This window comes from Moorella glycerini (assembly GCF_009735625.1).
GTDB lineage: Bacteria > Bacillota > DSM-521 > Neomoorellales > Neomoorellaceae > Neomoorella > Neomoorella glycerini.
Genome location: NZ_CP046244.1, coordinates 2,242,143 through 2,259,633, shown reverse-complemented (window position 1 = coordinate 2,259,633; position 17,491 = coordinate 2,242,143). Strand labels below are relative to the sequence as shown.

At 59.5% G+C, this 17,491-nt stretch carries 22 protein-coding genes; all 22 read right to left on the bottom strand.

From position 1 onward, the window contains the following. Positions 1 to 198 precede the first annotated feature (198 nt). The 22 genes from MGLY_RS11220 to fliJ all read right to left on the bottom strand — a co-directional run bounded on the left by MGLY_RS11220 (position 199) and on the right by fliJ (position 17,459). Entirely contained in the window at positions 199 to 579 is a 381-nt protein-coding gene (locus MGLY_RS11220; RefSeq protein WP_156273890.1) for an MltG/YceG/YrrL family protein, read from the bottom strand. Between the two features lie 71 nt (positions 580 to 650). Then, a complete protein-coding gene (locus MGLY_RS11215; protein ID WP_156276386.1) occupies positions 651 to 1,193 on the bottom strand; it encodes a hypothetical protein in 543 nt (180 codons plus the stop codon). 9 nt (positions 1,194 to 1,202) lie between these two features. Beyond that, complete coding sequence (locus MGLY_RS11210; RefSeq protein ID WP_156273888.1) at positions 1,203 to 1,961, bottom strand: sigma-70 family RNA polymerase sigma factor; 759 nt, start codon at positions 1,959 to 1,961, stop codon at positions 1,203 to 1,205. Positions 1,962 to 1,966: 5 nt separating this feature from the next. Continuing rightward, positions 1,967 to 2,626, bottom strand: a complete 660-nt coding sequence (locus MGLY_RS11205) for a flagellar brake protein (RefSeq protein WP_156273886.1) — start codon at positions 2,624 to 2,626, stop codon at positions 1,967 to 1,969. A 17-nt stretch (positions 2,627 to 2,643) separates the two neighbouring features. Next, positions 2,644 to 3,468, bottom strand: coding sequence for a MinD/ParA family protein (locus tag MGLY_RS11200; RefSeq protein WP_170291038.1), 825 nt, complete (start codon positions 3,466 to 3,468; stop codon positions 2,644 to 2,646). Continuing rightward, positions 3,461 to 4,630: a flagellar biosynthesis GTPase FlhF gene (flhF, locus tag MGLY_RS11195; RefSeq protein WP_156273882.1), complete on the bottom strand. Its 1,170-nt coding sequence runs from the start codon at positions 4,628 to 4,630 to the stop codon at positions 3,461 to 3,463. The genes MGLY_RS11200 and flhF overlap by 8 nt, the downstream gene beginning before the upstream one ends. Then, entirely contained in the window at positions 4,627 to 6,699 is a 2,073-nt protein-coding gene (gene flhA, locus MGLY_RS11190) for a flagellar biosynthesis protein FlhA (RefSeq protein ID WP_156273880.1), read from the bottom strand. Before flhA ends, flhF begins: the two co-directional genes overlap by 4 nt. Positions 6,700 to 6,994: 295 nt before the next feature. Then, on the bottom strand, positions 6,995 to 8,086 hold the full coding sequence (gene flhB / locus MGLY_RS11185) for a flagellar biosynthesis protein FlhB (protein ID WP_156273878.1): 1,092 nt from the start codon (positions 8,084 to 8,086) through the stop codon (positions 6,995 to 6,997). Next, positions 8,086 to 8,853: a flagellar biosynthetic protein FliR gene (gene fliR, locus MGLY_RS11180; RefSeq protein ID WP_156273876.1), complete on the bottom strand. Its 768-nt coding sequence runs from the start codon at positions 8,851 to 8,853 to the stop codon at positions 8,086 to 8,088. The genes flhB and fliR overlap by 1 nt, the downstream gene beginning before the upstream one ends. A 1-nt stretch (position 8,854) precedes the next feature. After that, on the bottom strand, positions 8,855 to 9,124 hold the full coding sequence (gene fliQ / locus MGLY_RS11175; RefSeq protein ID WP_156273874.1) for a flagellar biosynthesis protein FliQ: 270 nt from the start codon (positions 9,122 to 9,124) through the stop codon (positions 8,855 to 8,857). Between the two features lie 61 nt (positions 9,125 to 9,185). Next, on the bottom strand, positions 9,186 to 9,914 hold the full coding sequence (fliP, locus tag MGLY_RS11170) for a flagellar type III secretion system pore protein FliP (protein ID WP_156276384.1): 729 nt from the start codon (positions 9,912 to 9,914) through the stop codon (positions 9,186 to 9,188). Between the two features lie 94 nt (positions 9,915 to 10,008). After that, the gene (locus MGLY_RS11165) at positions 10,009 to 10,419 is read right to left on the bottom strand and encodes a FliO/MopB family protein (protein ID WP_156273872.1); all 411 of its coding nucleotides are present in this window, start codon (positions 10,417 to 10,419) and stop codon (positions 10,009 to 10,011) included. A 2-nt stretch (positions 10,420 to 10,421) separates the two neighbouring features. Next, positions 10,422 to 10,796, bottom strand: coding sequence for a flagellar motor switch protein FliN (gene fliN / locus MGLY_RS11160; protein WP_156273871.1), 375 nt, complete (start codon positions 10,794 to 10,796; stop codon positions 10,422 to 10,424). Positions 10,797 to 10,808: 12 nt separating this feature from the next. Further along, on the bottom strand, positions 10,809 to 11,276 hold the full coding sequence (locus MGLY_RS11155) for a flagellar basal body-associated FliL family protein (protein WP_156273869.1): 468 nt from the start codon (positions 11,274 to 11,276) through the stop codon (positions 10,809 to 10,811). Between the two features lie 49 nt (positions 11,277 to 11,325). Further along, the gene (locus MGLY_RS11150) at positions 11,326 to 12,054 is read right to left on the bottom strand and encodes an OmpA family protein (protein WP_156273867.1); all 729 of its coding nucleotides are present in this window, start codon (positions 12,052 to 12,054) and stop codon (positions 11,326 to 11,328) included. A 111-nt stretch (positions 12,055 to 12,165) separates the two neighbouring features. After that, positions 12,166 to 12,981 (bottom strand): motility protein A, encoded by an 816-nt coding sequence (locus MGLY_RS11145; RefSeq protein WP_156273865.1) that lies wholly within the window; start codon positions 12,979 to 12,981, stop codon positions 12,166 to 12,168. 3 nt (positions 12,982 to 12,984) lie between these two features. Continuing rightward, positions 12,985 to 13,194 carry a flagellar FlbD family protein gene (locus MGLY_RS11140; RefSeq protein ID WP_156273863.1) on the bottom strand — a complete coding sequence of 70 codons (210 nt, stop codon included), beginning with the start codon at positions 13,192 to 13,194 and terminating at the stop codon, positions 12,985 to 12,987. A gap of 302 nt (positions 13,195 to 13,496) precedes the next feature. Next, complete coding sequence (locus MGLY_RS11135) at positions 13,497 to 14,324, bottom strand: flagellar hook-basal body complex protein (protein WP_156273861.1); 828 nt, start codon at positions 14,322 to 14,324, stop codon at positions 13,497 to 13,499. A 104-nt stretch (positions 14,325 to 14,428) separates the two neighbouring features. Then, positions 14,429 to 14,797, bottom strand: coding sequence for a TIGR02530 family flagellar biosynthesis protein (locus MGLY_RS11130; RefSeq protein ID WP_246187310.1), 369 nt, complete (start codon positions 14,795 to 14,797; stop codon positions 14,429 to 14,431). An 83-nt stretch (positions 14,798 to 14,880) separates the two neighbouring features. Continuing rightward, entirely contained in the window at positions 14,881 to 15,318 is a 438-nt protein-coding gene (locus tag MGLY_RS11125) for a flagellar hook capping FlgD N-terminal domain-containing protein (RefSeq protein WP_156273857.1), read from the bottom strand. 137 nt (positions 15,319 to 15,455) lie between these two features. Then, a complete protein-coding gene (locus tag MGLY_RS11120; protein ID WP_156273855.1) occupies positions 15,456 to 16,985 on the bottom strand; it encodes a flagellar hook-length control protein FliK in 1,530 nt (509 codons plus the stop codon). A gap of 39 nt (positions 16,986 to 17,024) precedes the next feature. After that, on the bottom strand, positions 17,025 to 17,459 hold the full coding sequence (gene fliJ / locus MGLY_RS11115; RefSeq protein ID WP_156273853.1) for a flagellar export protein FliJ: 435 nt from the start codon (positions 17,457 to 17,459) through the stop codon (positions 17,025 to 17,027). Positions 17,460 to 17,491 lie beyond the last annotated feature (32 nt).

Here is a 17,491-nt window from a genome sequence, read left to right as displayed (position 1 = left end):
TCTGCCATCAGTGGCATTTCCTGGCGGTGATATGTCCCTGCGCCGCTCAGGAGCTACGCGCCGACAGGACAACGGCTCGGTTCGGACCGCTTCACGCCGCCTGCGGATTGCCAATGAAGAGGGCTAATCGCGGCTCCAGGACATATCACCGCCGCGTGAAGGGCAGAAGCCCCAATGGGCTACCGGCCCTGCTTTTTGCTAACTGGTTAACCGCCTGATGATCTCCTTGATGTCCCCGGCGGGCAGATAATAGGACCCGGCCTTGAGTTTCTGTTCTACGCCCTGGCGGTGAACCTCGGCTTCAAAGGCCGCGGCCGCAGCTACGCCTTTTTTTTCCAGGAGGGCGGCAATATCCTCCAGGCCGGCCCCCGCCGGGATGGTAACCAGGATTTCACCATGCGTAGCCGCGGGAGCGCCCTGCTGCGGCCCGGCGGTCTGCTGTTTCATCTCTTGAGCCGGCGGGGCATTATCCCGGGAGGCAGGTGCGAAAGGGACGACTTCCTCCCGGAAGACCATGCCGTAGTCGCGGGCCCGGGCAATAATTTCCTCCCTGGTGGGACCGTGCTGGAAAATAAGCAACGTCAGCCCCGCCAGGAAAAACCCCACACCCAGGCCCAGGCCGAAGGGAGCCAGGAAGATACCTTTTTTCTTTAACGCTTCAGGTTGAGAATTAATGCGATTTCACCCTTTCCCCGGCTAAACCGCCGCGCCAGGCTGTCGATACTCTCGCCGGCGGCATGGGCCAGGCGGATTTGCTCCTGGATGCTTAACGTCTCCGGCCCGGGGGTTGTCCCTCCTGCCGGCCCGGCCGCCGTTGTCTTTTCGGGTACAGCTTTTTCACCCGCCGGCCCGGCGGGCGTCCCTTGAAGATCGGTGGCTGCCGCTCCTGTCGTCCCCCCGGCCAGGGCAGTGGCCAGGTAGGAACGAAAAGTTCCTGGCACCGCTTCGGAGGCGGCAGCTAACTCCTCCAGCCTGGCCGTAAGGGCGGTTACTTCTTCCTGGAGGGTTGCCAGGCGTTCGGCCAGCTGTTCCTGGTCCCCGTCACCACCTGTTTGCCCCCGGCCATCCTGGGAGTCAAAGCCCAGTGCCGCCGGCGCCCCCCGGTTCCCTTCCCCGGCCAGCAGTATCTTAAAAGCAGGCAGGCAGGTAATCCCAATCAATATCGCTCCGGTAACTAAAAAGAGATAAGCCACTTTAACCACCTACATAAAATCGGCTAAATAGCGGCGCAGGTTTAAAATGGCCCGGCCGTGGAGCTGGCAGACCCGGGATTCAGACACTCCCAGGACTCTGCCGATCTCCTTTAAGGTCAAACCTTCGTAATAATACAGGGTGAGAACCAGGCGGTCTTTCTCGTTTAAATGCTGCAGCCCGTCGCTCAGGGCGCGGCGGAGTTCCTCCTGCTCATAATGGCCGGCAGGATCCGGGCTCCGGGGATCGGCCAGCAGTTCTCCCCGGGTTGCACCCTCTTCGCCTTCCCGGTCAAAGAGAAAGTCTTCCAGGGAAAGGACGGCCATCTGGGAACCCCGTTCCATAAGTTCCTTGAGTTCTTCCACCGTTATCCCTGCCGCCGCCGCCACCGCCGCATCACTAACCTCGCTCCCCTGTTCCTGCTCTAGACGGCGGTACACCTGGCTCACCCGGCGCAGCTTTTCCACCAGGGTGCGGGGGGCCCAGTGGGCCTGGCGCAGGGCATCGAGGATAGCCCCGCGAATGCGCTGGGAGGCAAAGTTTTCAAAGTTAACGCCCCGGGAGGGATCATAGCGGTCAATGGCCTCCAGCAGCCCGATTATGCCATAGCCAACCAGGTCTTCCTGATCCAGGTGCCGCGGCGGTTTAACTGCCAGGCGGCCCACATGGTATTTCACCAGGGGCAGGTATTTGAGGACCAGTTCCCGGCGCCCGGCATCCCCGCTCCCGGCCAGGTACGTTGCCCACATGGCGCTATCCTTAACAGCCATTTTCCCTAGCTCCTCTGGCGCCTTTCTTCTAGCAACCGCTGGAAAACAAAGGCAATGATCTGGTCTTCCTGCCTTTCGCTGATACCCTCAAAAGCCACTCCCACCTCATAACGCGTCACACCATCTATTTCCCGCGGGGCCACGCGCTTGACCCGCCCCGCCAGGCGCATGGGCAAATGGTGGCGGCGACCGGGCAGGGGGAGTTCCAGGTAAAGGAGGTCACCGACCTCCACGGGGTCCCGGAGGACCAGTTGCGCACCGCCGCCGCTTATATCTACCGTTACCCCCCTTTTATGGGGCCGGGGTGGGCGGTAGGGCCAGTGTTCTTGCGGCCAGACGGCATAGCGCAATTCCAGGGCCGCCTTGACCCGCACGTGGGAGCGCACCTGGATGCGCCGGTAATCATCCGGGTAGGCCAGGTAGTAAAGGGGGGGCTCTCCCGGCAGGTAGCGCTGTATAGTGGTAGTGAATTCATAACGGGCATCCTGCCGGTTGCAGGCAACCTCGACTACTCTACCCGGTGCCAGGACCAGTTCATCACTCGCCGGAGCAAGGACGGCAAAGCCGTCTTCCCCCGTATCCTGAATAATAGTGCGGAAATCTTTGCTGCCGGGAGTTTTGATGATTATGGGTAAATTGATCATAATAAAGTTCGGCCTGGCCATGATACCCCCCCCCCTTCTTATCTTCCCAGCAAACGGCCCAGGCGCTGCCAGAATCCCTGGCTCCGGCCTGCCGGCAGTTCCTGGCCCTGGAGCCTGGCGGCGGCTTCTTCCAGGGCCCTGGCCGCCGGGCAGCGGGGATACAATTCGCTAAATGGCTGCTGGCAGCGCACCGCCTGGCCTACCTGGGGGTCCTCGGGAATAATCCCCAACAGCGGCAGTTCCAGCTGCAAAAAACGGCGGCAGGCACCCTGGAGTCGCCCGGCGGCCTGCTGGCCCTCCAGCTTATTGGTAGCCCTGTTAATGAGAAGATGCATGCTTACTTTTAAACGCTGCAACCCTTTGATTAAGCCATAGGCATCGGTTATGGAAGTAGGTTCCGGCGTTGCTACCACAATGGCTTCCCCGGCGGCAGCCGCAAAGCTGAAAACCGTCCGGGAAATGCCGGCACCAGAATCGACCAGCATTATATCCACCTCAGTCGCCAGTAACGCCAGGTCATGAATAAGCCGGTCGCGGGCCAGGGGTTCCAGGTCAGCCAGTTCCTGGATACCGGAGGCCCCCGGCACCAGGAGCAGGTCATGGGGGCCGCGGATAATCACTTCCTCCAAACTACACTGCCCGCCGATGACTTCCTTCAGGCTGTAACGGGGTACCAGGCCCATGAGGATATCCACATTGGCCAGGCCCAGGTCGGCATCAAAGAGGAGGGTCCGCCGGCCCTGGCGGGCCAGGATCAGGCCCAGGTTTACGGCAATATTGGTCTTGCCCACGCCGCCTTTACCGCTGGCTATGGCAATGACCCGGGACCGCTCTTCCAGCCGTCTGTATACCAGTTTACGCAACCTGCCCGCCTGGTCCATCTTCTGCCACCGCTTCCCAGATGCGCCGGGCCAGGAGGTGGGGATCGGCCGCTTCCAGGGCATCAGGCACATCCTGGCCGGTAGTTATATAAGCCAGGGGTACTCCCGCCGCTGCGGCTACGGTGAGCATTACCCCCGGGCAGCATGTCTCGTCAAGTTTGGTGAAAATCAGCCGGTTGTATTTGAGGCTGCGGAAATTTTCCACGGCCCGGAGCAGGTCCTGGCGCCTGGTGGTACAGCTCAAAACCAGGTATACCTCCCGCTCAGGCATAACCTCCAGGAACCCCCGCGTTTCCGCCAGCATAGCTTTATTTTCCGGAGCCCGGCCGGCAGTATCAACTAAAACTACATCGCAATGCTCCAGGCGTTCCAGGGAGGCGCGCAATTCCCGTGGTGTCATGGCCACCTCCAGGGGCAGGCCCATAATTTCGGCATAGGTCTTGAGCTGGTCCACGGCCCCTATGCGGTAAGTATCCAGGGTAATCAGGCCAACCTTTTGCTCCTGGTAAAGGCTATAGCGGGCCGCTATCTTGGCCAGGGTAGTTGTCTTGCCCACGCCGGTGGGGCCGATAAAGGCCTGGACCCGCTGCCGGGACTGGGACGCTACCTGACGGCTTAAGTGGTCGGCCAGGCGGGTACGGATGATATCGCCGATAATCTCTGTCCCGCCGGTGGCCTCAAGGCCATCTAAAAGTAAAGCCACCAGCTCCTCTTGCAGTTCCTGGGCCAGCAGGCGCTGCCGCAAGGCCAGCAGGTGTTCCGGTACCGCAGCGCTGCCGGGCCGGACCAGGCGGTTAAGAGCGGCTTTGATCTCGGCCAGTTCCCGTTGCAGCCCCTCCAGGCCGTGCCGGCCGTTATTTCCTCCGCCGGCAGGGTTAATCGCTCCGGCCGGTGCTACCACCGTCTTGCCAGCCCCTGCCTGTAACGCCGCCTTACCTGCCGGCGCCGCCGGTTCCGGCAATTTCCTTGCCGGCGCCTCCTCCACGGCCGCCGTCACTTCCAGGCGTGGGGGTAAAAGGTAGCCTTTCAGCCCCGGCTGGCGTACCTGGCGGGTGGCCACAATAACCGCCTCCGGCCCCAGGTCACGGCGGATGGCCAGGTAGGCTTCCTGCATGTCGCGGGCAAGATAGCGTTTGATCTTCACGCCACATTCACCGCCTCTACGGCCTCAACTTCCAGGCCGGATTCCAGTTCGCTATAGGCCAGGACTGGGACATAGGATAAAGAACGCTGGAGTAACCGCCGCAAAGGCAGGCGGACCCTGGCCGAGCATAAGATCACCGGCTGGACGCCGCCGGTGGCAGCTTTCTCCACGGCCTGGCCCAGCCTGTTAAAGAGTTCCCGGGCCACCTCCGGGGCCAGGGCCGGGAAATTACCCTGGGAGGTGGGCTGGATGGCCTCCACCAGCTTCTGCTCCAGCTGGGGGTGGAGGGTAATGGCCGTGAGCTTCCCCTCCCGGGCATACTGCCGGCTGATGGTGCGGCTCAGGGCCTGGCGCGCCGCCCCGAGAAGGTAATCCGGCTCCCGGCTGGTGCGGGCGGCATCGGCCAGGGCTTCCAGGATACTTACCAGATCACGGATGGGTACCTGTTCCTGGAGGAGGCCGGCCAGTACCTTCTGTACCTCGCCGACCGTCAGGAGATCTGGCACCAGTTCCTCAACCACTGCCGGGTTATTCTCCTTGATTTTATCCAGGAGTTCCCTGGTTTCCTGGCGGCCCATGAGTTCAGCGGCATGGGTCTTGATAAATTCCGTCAAATGGGTAATGAGGACGGTAGTAGCATCGACAACGGTGAAACCGGCCAGTTCCACTTCCTGGCGCCTGGCCGCCGGTACCCACCAGGCCGGCAGGCCAAAGGTAGGTTCCCGGGTAGCTATACCTCCCGGCGGTCCCTCGTTACCGGCCGGGTTCATGACCAGAAGATGGCCGGGCTGGATTTCCCCCCGGGCTGCTTCCACACCCCGCAGCTTGAAGGTATAGCCATGGGGCGGTAACTGCAGGTTATCCCGGATGCGAATGGGCCTGACGTATATGCCCATCTCGGTGGCACACTGGCGCCGCACGGCCGCCAGGCGGTCCAGCAGGTCGCCCCCTTCCGTTTCATCGGCCAGGGGAATCAGGCCGTAGCCGATTTCCACCTCCAGGGGGTCCACCTGGAATAAGCTCAAAACATTCTCCGGCTGGCGCTGGGAAGCCTTTTGGGCCGCCGCCGCTTCCTGCCGGCGCTGGCCCTGCATCCTTTCCTCCCTGGCCAGGGCATAAGCGGCATAGCCCACCCCGCCGGCCATAATAAAAAAGGTCAGGTGGGGCATCCCCGGCAAAAGGCCCATCAGGAAAAGGATGGCAGCCACCAGGCCGGCAATACGGGGAAAGCCCGTTAGCTGGCCGATTACCTCCCTGCCAAAATTGTCCAGGGCCCCGGAGCGGGTTACCAGGATGCCGGTGCCGGTGGAAACCATGAGGGCCGGCAGCTGGCTCACCAGGCCGTCGCCAATGGTCAGGCGGGTATAGGTCTGCAGGGCTTCCATAAAGGGCATCTTCAGCTGCCAGACACCGATGGCCAGCCCTCCCAGGATGTTAATGGCCGTAATGATCAGGCCGGCAATGGCATCTCCCCGGACAAACTTGCTGGCGCCGTCCATGGCACCGTAAAAGTCAGCTTCCCGCTGCAGTTCCCGCCGCCTGGCCCGGGCTTCGTCCTCCGTCAGCAGGCCGGCATTGAGGTCGGCGTCGATGCTCATCTGCTTGCCGGGCATGGCGTCCAGGGTAAAGCGGGCCGCCACTTCGGCCACCCGCTGGGCGCCGTTGGTAATGACGATAAACTGGATGATGGTAATGATAAGAAATATGACAAAGCCGACGATATAATTCCCCCGGACGACAAAGCTGCCAAAGGTTTCGATAACATGACCGGCATCGGCCCGGCTTAAAATCAACCTGGTGGAGGAGATGTTGAGGGACAGGCGAAACAGGGTCACCACCAGCAACAGGGATGGAAAGACGGAAAAATCCAGGCTCCGGGCGACAAACATGGTTGTCAGGAGGATAACCATGCTGATACCCATGCTGACGATGAGCAGGATGTCCATGACCAGGGGACTGACGGGAATGACGATGAGCATGACTACCCCCAGGACCAGGGCCGCTACCAGGATATCGTTGTACGGGGTGAGGCGCCGTAAAGCGCCCAGCAGGCCGGTATTTGCTGCCATAGAGCAGTTTTTCCTCCGTATACCTGTATTAGGAGGATATGTCCCTCCGCCGCTCAAAAGTTACGCGCCGACAGGACGACGGCTCGGTTCGGACCGCTACACGCCGCCTGCGGATTGCCCATGAACAGGCTCCTGGTTCCGCCAACTTTACTCCTTCTATGAGATTACGTTATTCCCTCACAAAGGTACGCTCAGGCGTCCTCGGCTGCGGTAGCGGTGACCTCACCTCGCCTGTCCTGTTGCCGGCGCTCCACTATTCGCGGCTCCGGGACATATCCTCCTCCTTCAATTGCCTTTACAACTTTCCCCGTAGCCGGTAGATCTGGGCCAGGATCTCCGCCACCGCCTGGTAGAGGGCCACCGGGATTTCCTGCCCCAGTTCCACCTGGCGATACAGGGCCCGGGCTAGCGGCGGGTTTGCGACTATGGGGACGTTATGCTGGCGGGCTACGGCCTTGATCCGCTCGGCTATGCTGCCTGCCCCCTTGGCCACCACCCGCGGCGCCCCTTCTGTTTCCCGGTAACGCAGGGCCACGGCGACATGGGTAGGGTTGGTAATGACCACGGTGGCTTGCGGCACGGCATGCATCATGCGGTGCCGGGCGAGCCGCCTCTGTTGCTCCCGCAGGCGCGAGCGGACCAGGGGGTCGCCTTCCATCTGCTTCATTTCTTCCTTTACTTCCTGCCTGGTCATTCTTAAATGGCGTTGAAACTCGTGCCGCTGGAAGAGGTAGTCGGCTGCCGCCAGGCCCAGGAATACGCCCAGGGCTCCCAGCCCCACCCGGTAGAGGAGCTGGCCCACCAGGTCCAGGGCTGCCGGGAGGCCCATATCGACGGTCATTAATAACCGGTTAAACTGCCCCTTGACCAGGGTCCAGACCACCAGGCTTACCACTATTACCTTGCCCAGGCTCTTAACTAGCTCCATGAGGGCGCGGCGGGAAAAGAACCGCTGCAGCCCTTTCACCGGGTCCAGGTTTTCCAGGCGCGGCCTGATGGGGTCCAGGGAAAAGATGAAACCCGTCTGGGCAAAATTGGCCGCCAGTCCCACGGCTGCCGCCAGCAGGAGCAGGGGGGCCAGGAGCAGGCCGGCCTTAAAAGCCAGGTGGCTGAAGATGGCCATCAGGACTTTCCCATCCAGGTCCTGCCTCCAACCCTCCTGAAAAGCACGGCTGATGAGGCCGGCCATCTCCAGGTAAAAGGCTTCCCGGCGCCAGTAGAGATAAATAATGCTTACCAGCAGGACCAGGGCGGTGCTCAGGTCATTGCTCCGCGCGACCTGGCCTTTGCGGCGTACTTCCTGGAGGCGGTGAGGCGTAGCCTCCTCAGTCTTTTCTTCGGCAAAGAGCTGCAGGTCCATCAGGAAGTGGGAAGTTTGCCTGTCCATCAACGGGGCCAGCCCCGCAGTAACAGGGCCAGGTCATGTTCCATCTGGCTGAAAAGATTATGAAATACTGTGGCCAGTAAAGGTAAAATGGCGATTAAGACCAGGAGGCCCAGGCCTATTTTCAAAGGGAATCCCAGGATAAAGACATTCAGCTGGGGCACCGTCCGGGCAATTAAACTTAAGGCTAGGTCGGCAATGAGGAGCACCACAATTACCGGCGCCGCGATGCGCACCGCCAGGCTGAACATACCGCTAAAGAGCTTGACCACGGCCCAGGTGATATTACCGTCAAAATGCACCCCTCCCAGGGGCAGGAGGCGAAAACTCTCCTGCAGGGCCAGGAGCAGGGTGTGGTGGCCGTCCAGCTGGAAGAACAGGAGTAAACCCAGGATGGCAAAGAACTGGCCCATTATGGTAGTTGTGGCCGCATTCTGGGGGTCAAAGAGGCTGGCCATCCCCAGGCCCATATGGAGGTCCAGGAGCTGCCCGGCTACCTGGACGGCGCTGAAGATCAGGCTGGCCACGTAGCCCAGGGCCAGGCCGGCCAGGGATTCGTTCAAGACGGCCAGGGCATAGGTCCCGGTACTGGTAAAGCTTGGCTCCCCGGCCGGTAAAACAGGGAACAGGAGCATGGCTACCAGCAACCCCAGGCCACCCTTCACCAGGGCCGGGACGCCACGGATGCCGAAGAAAGGGGCCGTCACGAAAAAGGATGTCGTCCGAACCAGGACCAGGAAAAAAAGCTCTGCCTGGGCTAAATAGATCATGTTATTTCACCAGGCTCCCCAGGTTGCCGAAGATCCGGGTTGTAAACTGGATTAGAGTATTGAGCATCCAGGAGCCCAGGAGAAGCATCCCCAGGATGACGGCGACAATCTTGGGTACAAAGGTCAGGGTCTGCTCCTGGATCTGGGTGGTGGCCTGGAGGATGCTGATTCCCACCCCTACCACCAGGCTCAAGCCCAGGGCCGGTGCCGCCAGCAGCAGGGCGGTGGTCAGGGCCTCCCGGGCCAGGTGAAGGACAAACTCCTGGGTCATGTTTTTTCCCCCGTTCCCTTGTTTCAATCCACGCCCGGCAGGCCGGCCGGGCAGGAGCGGCCTAAAAGCTCTCCAGCAGGGACTTGACTACCAGGTACCAGCCGTCGACGAGGACAAAAAGCATGAGTTTAAAGGGCAGGGAGATCATCACCGGTGGTACCATAAACATGCCCATGGCCATCAGGGTGCTGGCAATTACCAGGTCGATAATCAGGAAGGGAATGTAGATCAAAAAGCCCATCTGGAAGGCCGTCTTCAGCTCGCTGATGATAAAGGCCGGGATGAGGACGTGCATGGGCACGTCGTCACGGGTGCGGGGCTGGGCCATGCCCGCCATGCGGACAAACAAGGCCAGGTCTTTTTCCCGCGTCTGGCGATACATGAATTCCCGCACCGGTTTGGCCCCGGCTGCCAGGGCCTGCTCCTGGGTGATCTGCCCGGCCAGGTAAGGATCAATGGCCTGGGTCTTGACCTGGTTATATACCGGCGCCATGATAAAGAAGGTCAAGAACAGGGCCAGGCCGATCAGCACCTGGTTGGGCGGTGTTTGCTGGGTGGCCAGGGCGCTGCGCACGAAAGACAGGACAATGATAATCCGGGTAAAGGAGGTCATGAGCAGCAGGATGGCCGGCACCAGGGCCAGTACCGTCAGCAGGACCAGGATTCTAACGGTATCCACCACCTGCCGGGGATCGCTGGCCGGGCTTAAATTCAAGTTTACTTGCGGGAGAGAAAGCGGCTGAGCTAGGGCGGGTCTGATTACGACAGTCAGGCAGGCCAGAAAAACCATGACTACCCCCGCACCCACCCATAGTCGCCGTTTTCTCCTGCCGGCGGTCGCCACCGCAGGCGACCGGTAGGAGCCGTTTCCCCGCCCGGTCTTCTTAATCCCCATGGTTCCTGAACCCCTGCCGGGTTGAGAACCGCCCGGCTAACAGCCCGGTTGGGCCTGGGGAACCGGCTGCTTCCTTTTCCTTTTCCACCAGGGACTGCAGGGGGTACACCGTCACTTCCCCCGCCGTCGCTGCCACCGCCGGGTAGTCGGGCAGTTCCGCCAGTAAAACGGGGGCGCCTTCCCCCAGGCCGACCAGGAAATGCCTGTCGCCGCAGCGAATAACCGCCAGGCCACTTTTACTGCTTAAAGGTAGTCTTTCCACCAGTTCCAGCTGTCCCGGCCCCACGGCCCTTCCAGCAGCCCGGCCCAGGCCCAAGCGGACCGTAGCATAGGCCAGGCCCAGGACCAGGGGTAAAAAGATTACCAGCCGCAGCAAAGCCAGGACAAAATCGCGATCCATACCTAGTCCTGCCCTTCTTCCTTTACGTCTGCCAGGTTGTTGATCCTGACGCCAAAAGCATCGTTAATCACCACCACCTCTCCCGTGGCCAGCAGGATACCATTGACCCGGACCTCCACCGCCTCGCCGGCCAGCTTGTTGAGGGTGATCAGAGACCCTTCCTTCAGTTCAAGGATTTCCTTTACCTTCAGGCGTGTCCGGCCCAGTTCCGTAACCAGGCGTAAAGGAACATCAGCAATGCGGTCAAAGCTGGCCTTCACTCTGGCAACTGGGGCCGGCTGCAGGGGCGCAAAGCGGGCCTTTTCAACGCGCGGCTGGTCCTCACCGGCAGCCATGGCCTCTAAAAGCTTCTGGATCTCCTCGTCCGTCAAAGGCATAAAATGACTCTCCTACTGGATGATAAATTCCTCAAAATAAAGGCCCCGCACCTGGCCAGCAATCAGCTGCGAATTAATGGCCGTCAAGAGTTCCCGCTTCAGGGCATCTTCATTTTGCAGGTCATCGGTCTTCTTGCTGCGCAGCACCGAGATAATGGTATCGCGGATGCGGTAGAGTTTGTCATTGAGTTCGGTAGTCAATCTGGCATCACTGTACTCCAGGGTAATCTTCGCCCGCAGGTAGCGGCGCAGGCCCGGGTCGGCCAGGTTGACAACAATGGGCTCCAGGCTCATTTTCTGCATATTCACTGATGCCTGATTGCCGGCCGGTGCCGCTGCCGTCATGCTCCTGCTGCTGTCGCCAAAGAAAAAGTAGTAAACGTATCCCCCACTTAAAAGGAGGATGACCAGGAGCAAAGCAATGGTTAACCATGGCCGGCCTTTCTTCTCTTTTTTTTCTGCTTCGTCTCTGGGGGGCACTTCTTCCACCTCTTTCTTTATTGCAGCTGTGTCCATCTTCGTGCCGGAGCTACCGGGTGGTCCCTATTAGCAATACTACGCGCCGGTTTTCCGCCATATGCTCCGGAGTATCGTTGGGGTAAAGGGGACGGTATTCACCGTAACCTATAGCCACAAAACGCTCCGGTTTCAGGTGGTGTTCCTCGATAAAATAGCGCACCACCCGGGCAGCCCGAGCCGTGGATAACTCCCAGTTGGTAGGAAACTGGAGGGTATGGATGGGACGGTTGTCCGTATAGCCTTCAACGCGGACCTCATTGGGTATCTGAGATAAAAGGCCTGATAGTTTGTCCAGCAACTTGATGGCTTCGGGTTTTAAATCCGCCCTCCCGGAATCAAAGAGGATACGCTCTTTGATGTCCAGGGCGATGCCCCGTTCCTCGTAGCGCACCTCAACCATGGACTCCAGGCCGTTGGCCGTCAGGAAGTTTTTGACCGTCTGGTAGGTCTCCATCATTTCCCGGGCCCTGGCCAGGGCGGCAGCTGCCTCCGGGGTTTCCAGGTTCTCGGGGTAATCCGCCGGCGCCGGCTCTGTTTCCACGATAGGCGACACACCCCCGTCCAGAATCCCCATTCCCTGGTAGGAAGCAATAAACTGCTGGAATTTTTGCTGGTTCAACACTGAAAAGGAAAAAAGGAGGACGAAAAAGACCACCAGCTGGGTCATGAGGTCGGAGTAGGTGATCATCCACGTCGGCGCGCCTTCTTCCTGCTTCTTTTGCCCCTTTTTGCTGGCCACGGCTAACTCCTTCCCCTCCAGGTATCTCTGCCATCCCCGAAAGCCTGCCTTCCCCGCATTATCTCTCCTCCTGCTTAAATGTTTCCTTTACTCCTCCGGGTGAAATACCTCTTAAGTTCGCTGCCGGAATACTTCTTCCTGAGCTATTTCCGCTTCACTGGCTGGCTGGCGCCGGGGTTTGGGTGCCAGGAAGGAACGCAGGCGTTCTTCCAGGATGCGCGGGTTGACGCCGGACTGGATGGAGATGATGCCTTCCAGCATCATCTGGTGCAGCATCATCTCCTGCTCGCTGCGCAGGCCGAGTTTCCCTGCCAGGGGGATGAAAATCATATAGGCCATGATAGCGCCGTAAAACGTGGTGATCAGGGCCAGGGCCATGCTGGAACCCAGGGTTTCTGGTTTATCCAGCTTGGCCAGCATCTGTACCAGGCCAATGAGGGTGCCGATCAAGCCAAAAGAAGGAGCCAGGTTGCCCCAGGTTTTAAAGATGCCCTGGCCAATCTCATGGCGGCGGGCCATGTAGGCCATGTCCGTCTCCAGGATCTCCCGGATCATCTCCGGTTCCATGGCGTCAACCATCATCTGGATGCCTTTGCTAAAAAAGGGATCATCCAGGCGGTTGGCGTCATCCTCCAGGGCCAGGAGGCCTTCCCGCCGGGCTTTGCGGGCCAGCTCGCCAAAGAGTTCGATGAGTTCTTCGGGGTCCATAAGATCGGTGGTAAAGGCCTGTTTTACCGTACCAAAGACGTTTTTAACGTCCTGGAAGCTGAAATTAATCAGGACAGCGGCAAAGGACCCCCCCACCGTCACCATCAGGGAAGGGACATTCAAGAAGAGTTTGGGGTTACCACCCATGACCAGGGCCCCGCCCATAAGGCCAATGCCGGCGATAATTCCGGCCACCGTCATGTAGTCAATGCGCCGCAACCTTTATTTCACCTCATCCTGGGAACTTGCCTGCTGGAGGACCTGGCGCCGGTAGGCAATTACCCGGGCTATTATTTCATCTACCGTCTGGGTTACTAAAACCTTTTTACCGCTGGTAAGGGTAATGACGGTTTCGGGAACACTCTCGAGGCGCTCGATAAGCTCGGCATTAAGGACTATTTCTCGCCTATCCAGGGTGGTAACCTTGATCATATGCCTTGCCGCCCTCCTTCGAAATAGCGTTCTGCCAGAAATGGTGCCTTCTGGCGGGGATATGGTTCCGCCATCTTTAATCCTTCTATGAGATTACGTTGTTCCCTCACAAAGGTACGCTCAGGCGTGCCTTAAGCGTCGGCAGCGGTTGCCTCACCTCGCCTGTCCTTTTGACCTTCGCTCCACGCCTCATAGGCTCCGGGACATATCCCCGCCCTAACCTCCCGGCAAATCTTCATCGTTCGCTGGCGGGGGTACCAGCCCCCATGAGGGGCTCCTTCGATAATAACGCTTCCCAAAGACTAGCGCTTCAGGTTCACCAGTTCCTGGAGCATCTGGTCGGAAGTGGTGATAGTCCGGGCGTTGGCCTGGAAGCCGCGCTCGGTGATGATCATGTCGGTAAACTCCTGGGCCAGGTCGACGTTGGACATCTCCAGGGCCGAAGGGATGATGGTGGTGTTGGCCAGGGAACCCTGGCCGGGTGCCAGATCATTACCAGGGGCACCCGAGCTGGCCGTTTCGGCATAAAGATTCTGGCCGACCTTCTCCAGACCTCCAGGATTGGAAAACTTAGCGACGCTGATTGGGTTAGTGAGGGTTTGGGCCGTTCCGGTATTGTCCACATAATGGACGTAGCCCAGTTTGTCAATGCTAAAACTCCGGGGCATGGTAGCGGGGTCGGCCATGGCACTAATCTGGACCGGTGCCCCACTGGTATCTAACACTTTTAACCCATCGGCATTCACCAGATAACCAGCGTTATCAAAATGAAAAGCTCCCGCTCTGGTATAATATTTAGTCGTTCCACCATCAGGCGAAACCCTGAAGAAACCATCCCCCTGGATCATCAAGTCAGTGCCGTTGCTTGTTAAAGCAGCCGCACCCTGAGTATGAATCACGCTGATGCCATCCAAGGTTACTCCCAGACCTACTTGCTGGAGGTTAGTACCACCAAGGTTCATCGTGTTGGCTGAACCGCCCCGCAGGGTCTGGTAGAAAACATCTTTAAAAGTCACGGCGCTCCGCTTGAAACCTACCGTATTAACATTGGCGATGTTGTCGCCGATGACGTCCATGCGCAGCTGATGGGTACGTAATCCGGAAACACCGGAATAGAGTGAACGCATCATGGTAAATTCCCCCTTTTTTACAGGCCGCGTCTGTCAGTCGGCGGCCCCGGGCCTCCCTGCCAGGGTCCGGCCCTGTGATGAAAATTATGGTTACTGGTAAAAAGTTATAGCAGCACGGCGCTGTCGATATTGGTAAACACGTTCTCCCGCAGTTCCTGCCTGCTGGCCGCCGTGATGACCGTACGGTTCTTAATGCTGACCACCAGGGCCAGGTCGTCCAGCAGGACCAGGGACTCCCGGGCACCTTTACCGGCGGCCTTGTTAACACCCTGCTCCAAGCGGGCCATTTGCTCCGGTGAGAGATTTATCTTCCGGCTTTCCAGGCGCTCGCTGGCGTGGCGGGAAAACCTCAGGCCCGCCAGTTTTTCATTAAAGATTGCCTGGAAATCCTGACCTGGCTTCACCCCGGCTGCCGGCGGTTTAGCTGCCGGGGCCACCGGCGGTGTCAAGGCCTGCCACTCGATGCGGTTCAAAAGCAATCACCTGCCCTTTATACCAGTTCCAATTATCTTAACAAACTCCCGTGGAACCCTTTTGACCGGCCAGGGGCAGGTACTTAACCGGCGGGCGCTGTCTGGGCCGGAGCCGCTGGCAGGGCTACTTCCGCAATGGCCTGCAAAGGCACCTGCTGCCCACCGACCAGGAGCATGACCCCCTCTGCTGTCCAGCTGACTTTACTCACCGTTCCCGTTAAGGTCTGGTCGTCAACCACGGCCGCCACTTCTTTGCCCATCAGGCTTACCGCCTGGAGCATCATACTCTCCTGTAGTTCTTGCCGGACCAGGTTGAAGCTCTCGTTAAGATTATTCATCTGCTCCAGGGCACTGAACTGGGCCATTTGGGCGATAAATTCGGTGTTACTCATGGGGTTCAAGGGATCCTGGTTGCGCAGTTGAGCTGCCAGGAGCTTCAGGAAATCATCCTTGCCCAGGCCCCTGGAAGTTACGGTGGCAGTTGTCCCCGACCCGGTAGCCGTCACACTGCTGGCGTTCACGCTTAATCCCTCCTTTAGCTTACAGGCTTTAGGATGCCTTTTACCAAAAGCGTGGTTTGTATTTCAAACGAGCTGGATGGGTTTAGTAAATACTATCTCCTACTTGTTATTGTTTATCTGGCGGTTATTTCTTGGGTCTAAGCCAGGTAATCAAGGCGGTACCAGGTACCGAAAGTTACTGTTTCTTCATCATGGGCGGTCCAGGCAGGCGCCCCGGGCTGCCAGCCCGGTCCCTGGCGGTGTTCGCCACGGCTGCCAGTCTGGTAATTGCTTCCATGGCCCCCGCCAGCAACCTGGACCTGGACCTGGTCCAGGCGTAAACCCTGCCCGGCTACAGCCTGGCGCATTTCCGGCACTGCCGCCTGCAGGGCCCGGGCGGCTTCGCTGTTTTCTACCAGCAGGTGCAGGGCCAGCCGGCCTCCATCCAGGGTAGCCCGGAGCTTCATATTTCCCAGGCTTTCCGGCTGGAGCTGGATTTCCAGTTCCTGCTGGCTGCCGGACCGGCTCATCCGGGCTGAAGCCATGATAGTGGCCATAACTTCCGGCAGGTTACTTACAGGTAATACCACCCCGCCGGACTGCTGGCCTGTCCCCGGGAAGAGGGCAGGAAAGCTTCCCTGTCCGGCCACGAGGCTGTCGTTACCGGTTATCCCTGGCCAACCGGCAGTCTCATTTCCCCTTTGCCCGCCGGTATGGTTCCTGCCCGGACCGGGCCCGGTAGAGCTATGAATATTATTGATGGTAGTTAATTCAGCCTGGCTGCTGCCGGCAGCAGTTCGGGTAAGCGCTCCTTCTCGCACCGGAAAAACGTCCTCCCGGGCACCCCTTATCCCGGCCTGTTCTCCGCTTTCCTGGGGAAATAGCTTGCCGCCATTTTTAGCCTGGCCCTGCCCTTCGGGTACCCCTTGCTGAAAGCCCCCCTTGCTGCCAGCGACCTTTAAGCTGGACGGGGTCCCTGGTTTAAGGCCATAGCCCGGCAGGCCAACTCCCCTGGCCATAAGTACACCTTCCGGAGTAAGGATAACCTCATCCCCTCCTGCCCCAGGGATAGTAGCGGTAGTTAAAACCATCGGTCCTTCCCCGGCCACCACGGCAGCCAGTTTTTTACCCTGGGTAGCTGTGCCAGCTGTCGCAGTTAACCTGCCGGTGACAGCATCAAGGCCAGCTGTTTTCTGGCCAGGTAAAAGGGTATGGGGTTTCCCCTGGCCTAAGGGATTAGCAGCCTCTGGCGGTGCTCCGGCACCCGCCGGCATGTTGTTCCGGTGAGAGTTAACGGCCCTGGCGGCGGCAGCGGCCGCTTTACCAGTAGCGGCACCAGGCTCGCCTGCCGCGTAAGGAGCGCCTGCCGCCTCTTTGGCTCCCTGCTGTCCCGCCCGGGCTTCCTCCTGCTTAACGGCAGCAGCCTGGATTTCTCCTTGCCGGCGGGATTTCACCGCAGGCGGTGTCCGGTCTACGCCAGCAGCCTCCGGTCTTGTTTCGCGAACCTGTTGACCCGCCAGGTCATCTGGTCCGGACAATTCCTGCCTGCCAGCAAATTGGGTTAAGCCAGGCCGATGCAGCAGGCCGGCCAGGTAAAGGGTAAAATCGCTTCCTGCTCCTGAACTCCAATCCCGTTCCCGGACCGGGGCTTCCCAGCCAGCAGTCCTTGTTACAGCCTGTACGGTCATTTTTTCACCCCCTTCCGGCGATGTATATTATTGCTAAGGTTATTCACCTGAGCGGCGGTGGCAACGGCTGCCTGCTGCCTCATCTATTTGCTTTTGTTCCTCCCGGGCCAGGTTGTACTGGTAGATGGCCAGCTGGCGGTCGCGCAGGCGGTCCAGGGCTTTCCGCTCCTGCATGGCCACCTGCACCTGGTCGCATTTCTCCCTCACTACCAGCCGGGCCCGGGCCACCTTTTCCTGCTGGCTGGTAATACAGCTGTCCAGGGCTTCCAGCAGGGCTACTTCCCGGAGCAAATCGTCTACCGCTAACGCCCCCTGGATGGCTGTACAGCCAGCCCGTAGCTGCCGGTAATGTTCCAGGCGCTTCTCTTCTTCTTCCTGGTGGCGGCGGGCCGCGGCCAGTTGCAGTTTAAGTTGTTCCTCCTGGGAGGCCTTGTAGGAGCGTACCTTTTCCAGGGAAAAGCGGAAACCAGCCACCGGGCAACGCCTCCGTAAATGAGATGTAGGAA

Bases quoted from the DNA above. Each gene is read 5' to 3' on its own strand.
- fliR (WP_156273876.1), bottom strand. From the start codon at position 8,853: ATGATCTATTTAGCCCAGGCAGAGCTTTTTTTCCTGGTCCTGGTTCGG.
- MGLY_RS11205 (WP_156273886.1), bottom strand. From the start codon at position 2,626: ATGGCCAGGCCGAACTTTATTATGATCAATTTACCCATAATCATCAAA.
- flhA (WP_156273880.1), bottom strand. From the start codon at position 6,699: ATGGCAGCAAATACCGGCCTGCTGGGCGCTTTACGGCGCCTCACCCCG.
- fliP (WP_156276384.1), bottom strand. From the start codon at position 9,914: ATGGTTTTTCTGGCCTGCCTGACTGTCGTAATCAGACCCGCCCTAGCT.
- MGLY_RS11120 (WP_156273855.1), bottom strand. From the start codon at position 16,985: ATGACCGTACAGGCTGTAACAAGGACTGCTGGCTGGGAAGCCCCGGTC.
- MGLY_RS11165 (WP_156273872.1), bottom strand. From the start codon at position 10,419: ATGGATCGCGATTTTGTCCTGGCTTTGCTGCGGCTGGTAATCTTTTTA.
- fliQ (WP_156273874.1), bottom strand. From the start codon at position 9,124: ATGACCCAGGAGTTTGTCCTTCACCTGGCCCGGGAGGCCCTGACCACC.
- flhB (WP_156273878.1), bottom strand. From the start codon at position 8,086: ATGGACAGGCAAACTTCCCACTTCCTGATGGACCTGCAGCTCTTTGCC.
- MGLY_RS11140 (WP_156273863.1), bottom strand. From the start codon at position 13,194: ATGATCAAGGTTACCACCCTGGATAGGCGAGAAATAGTCCTTAATGCC.
- MGLY_RS11135 (WP_156273861.1), bottom strand. From the start codon at position 14,324: ATGATGCGTTCACTCTATTCCGGTGTTTCCGGATTACGTACCCATCAG.
- fliN (WP_156273871.1), bottom strand. From the start codon at position 10,796: ATGCCTTTGACGGACGAGGAGATCCAGAAGCTTTTAGAGGCCATGGCT.
- MGLY_RS11210 (WP_156273888.1), bottom strand. From the start codon at position 1,961: ATGGCTGTTAAGGATAGCGCCATGTGGGCAACGTACCTGGCCGGGAGC.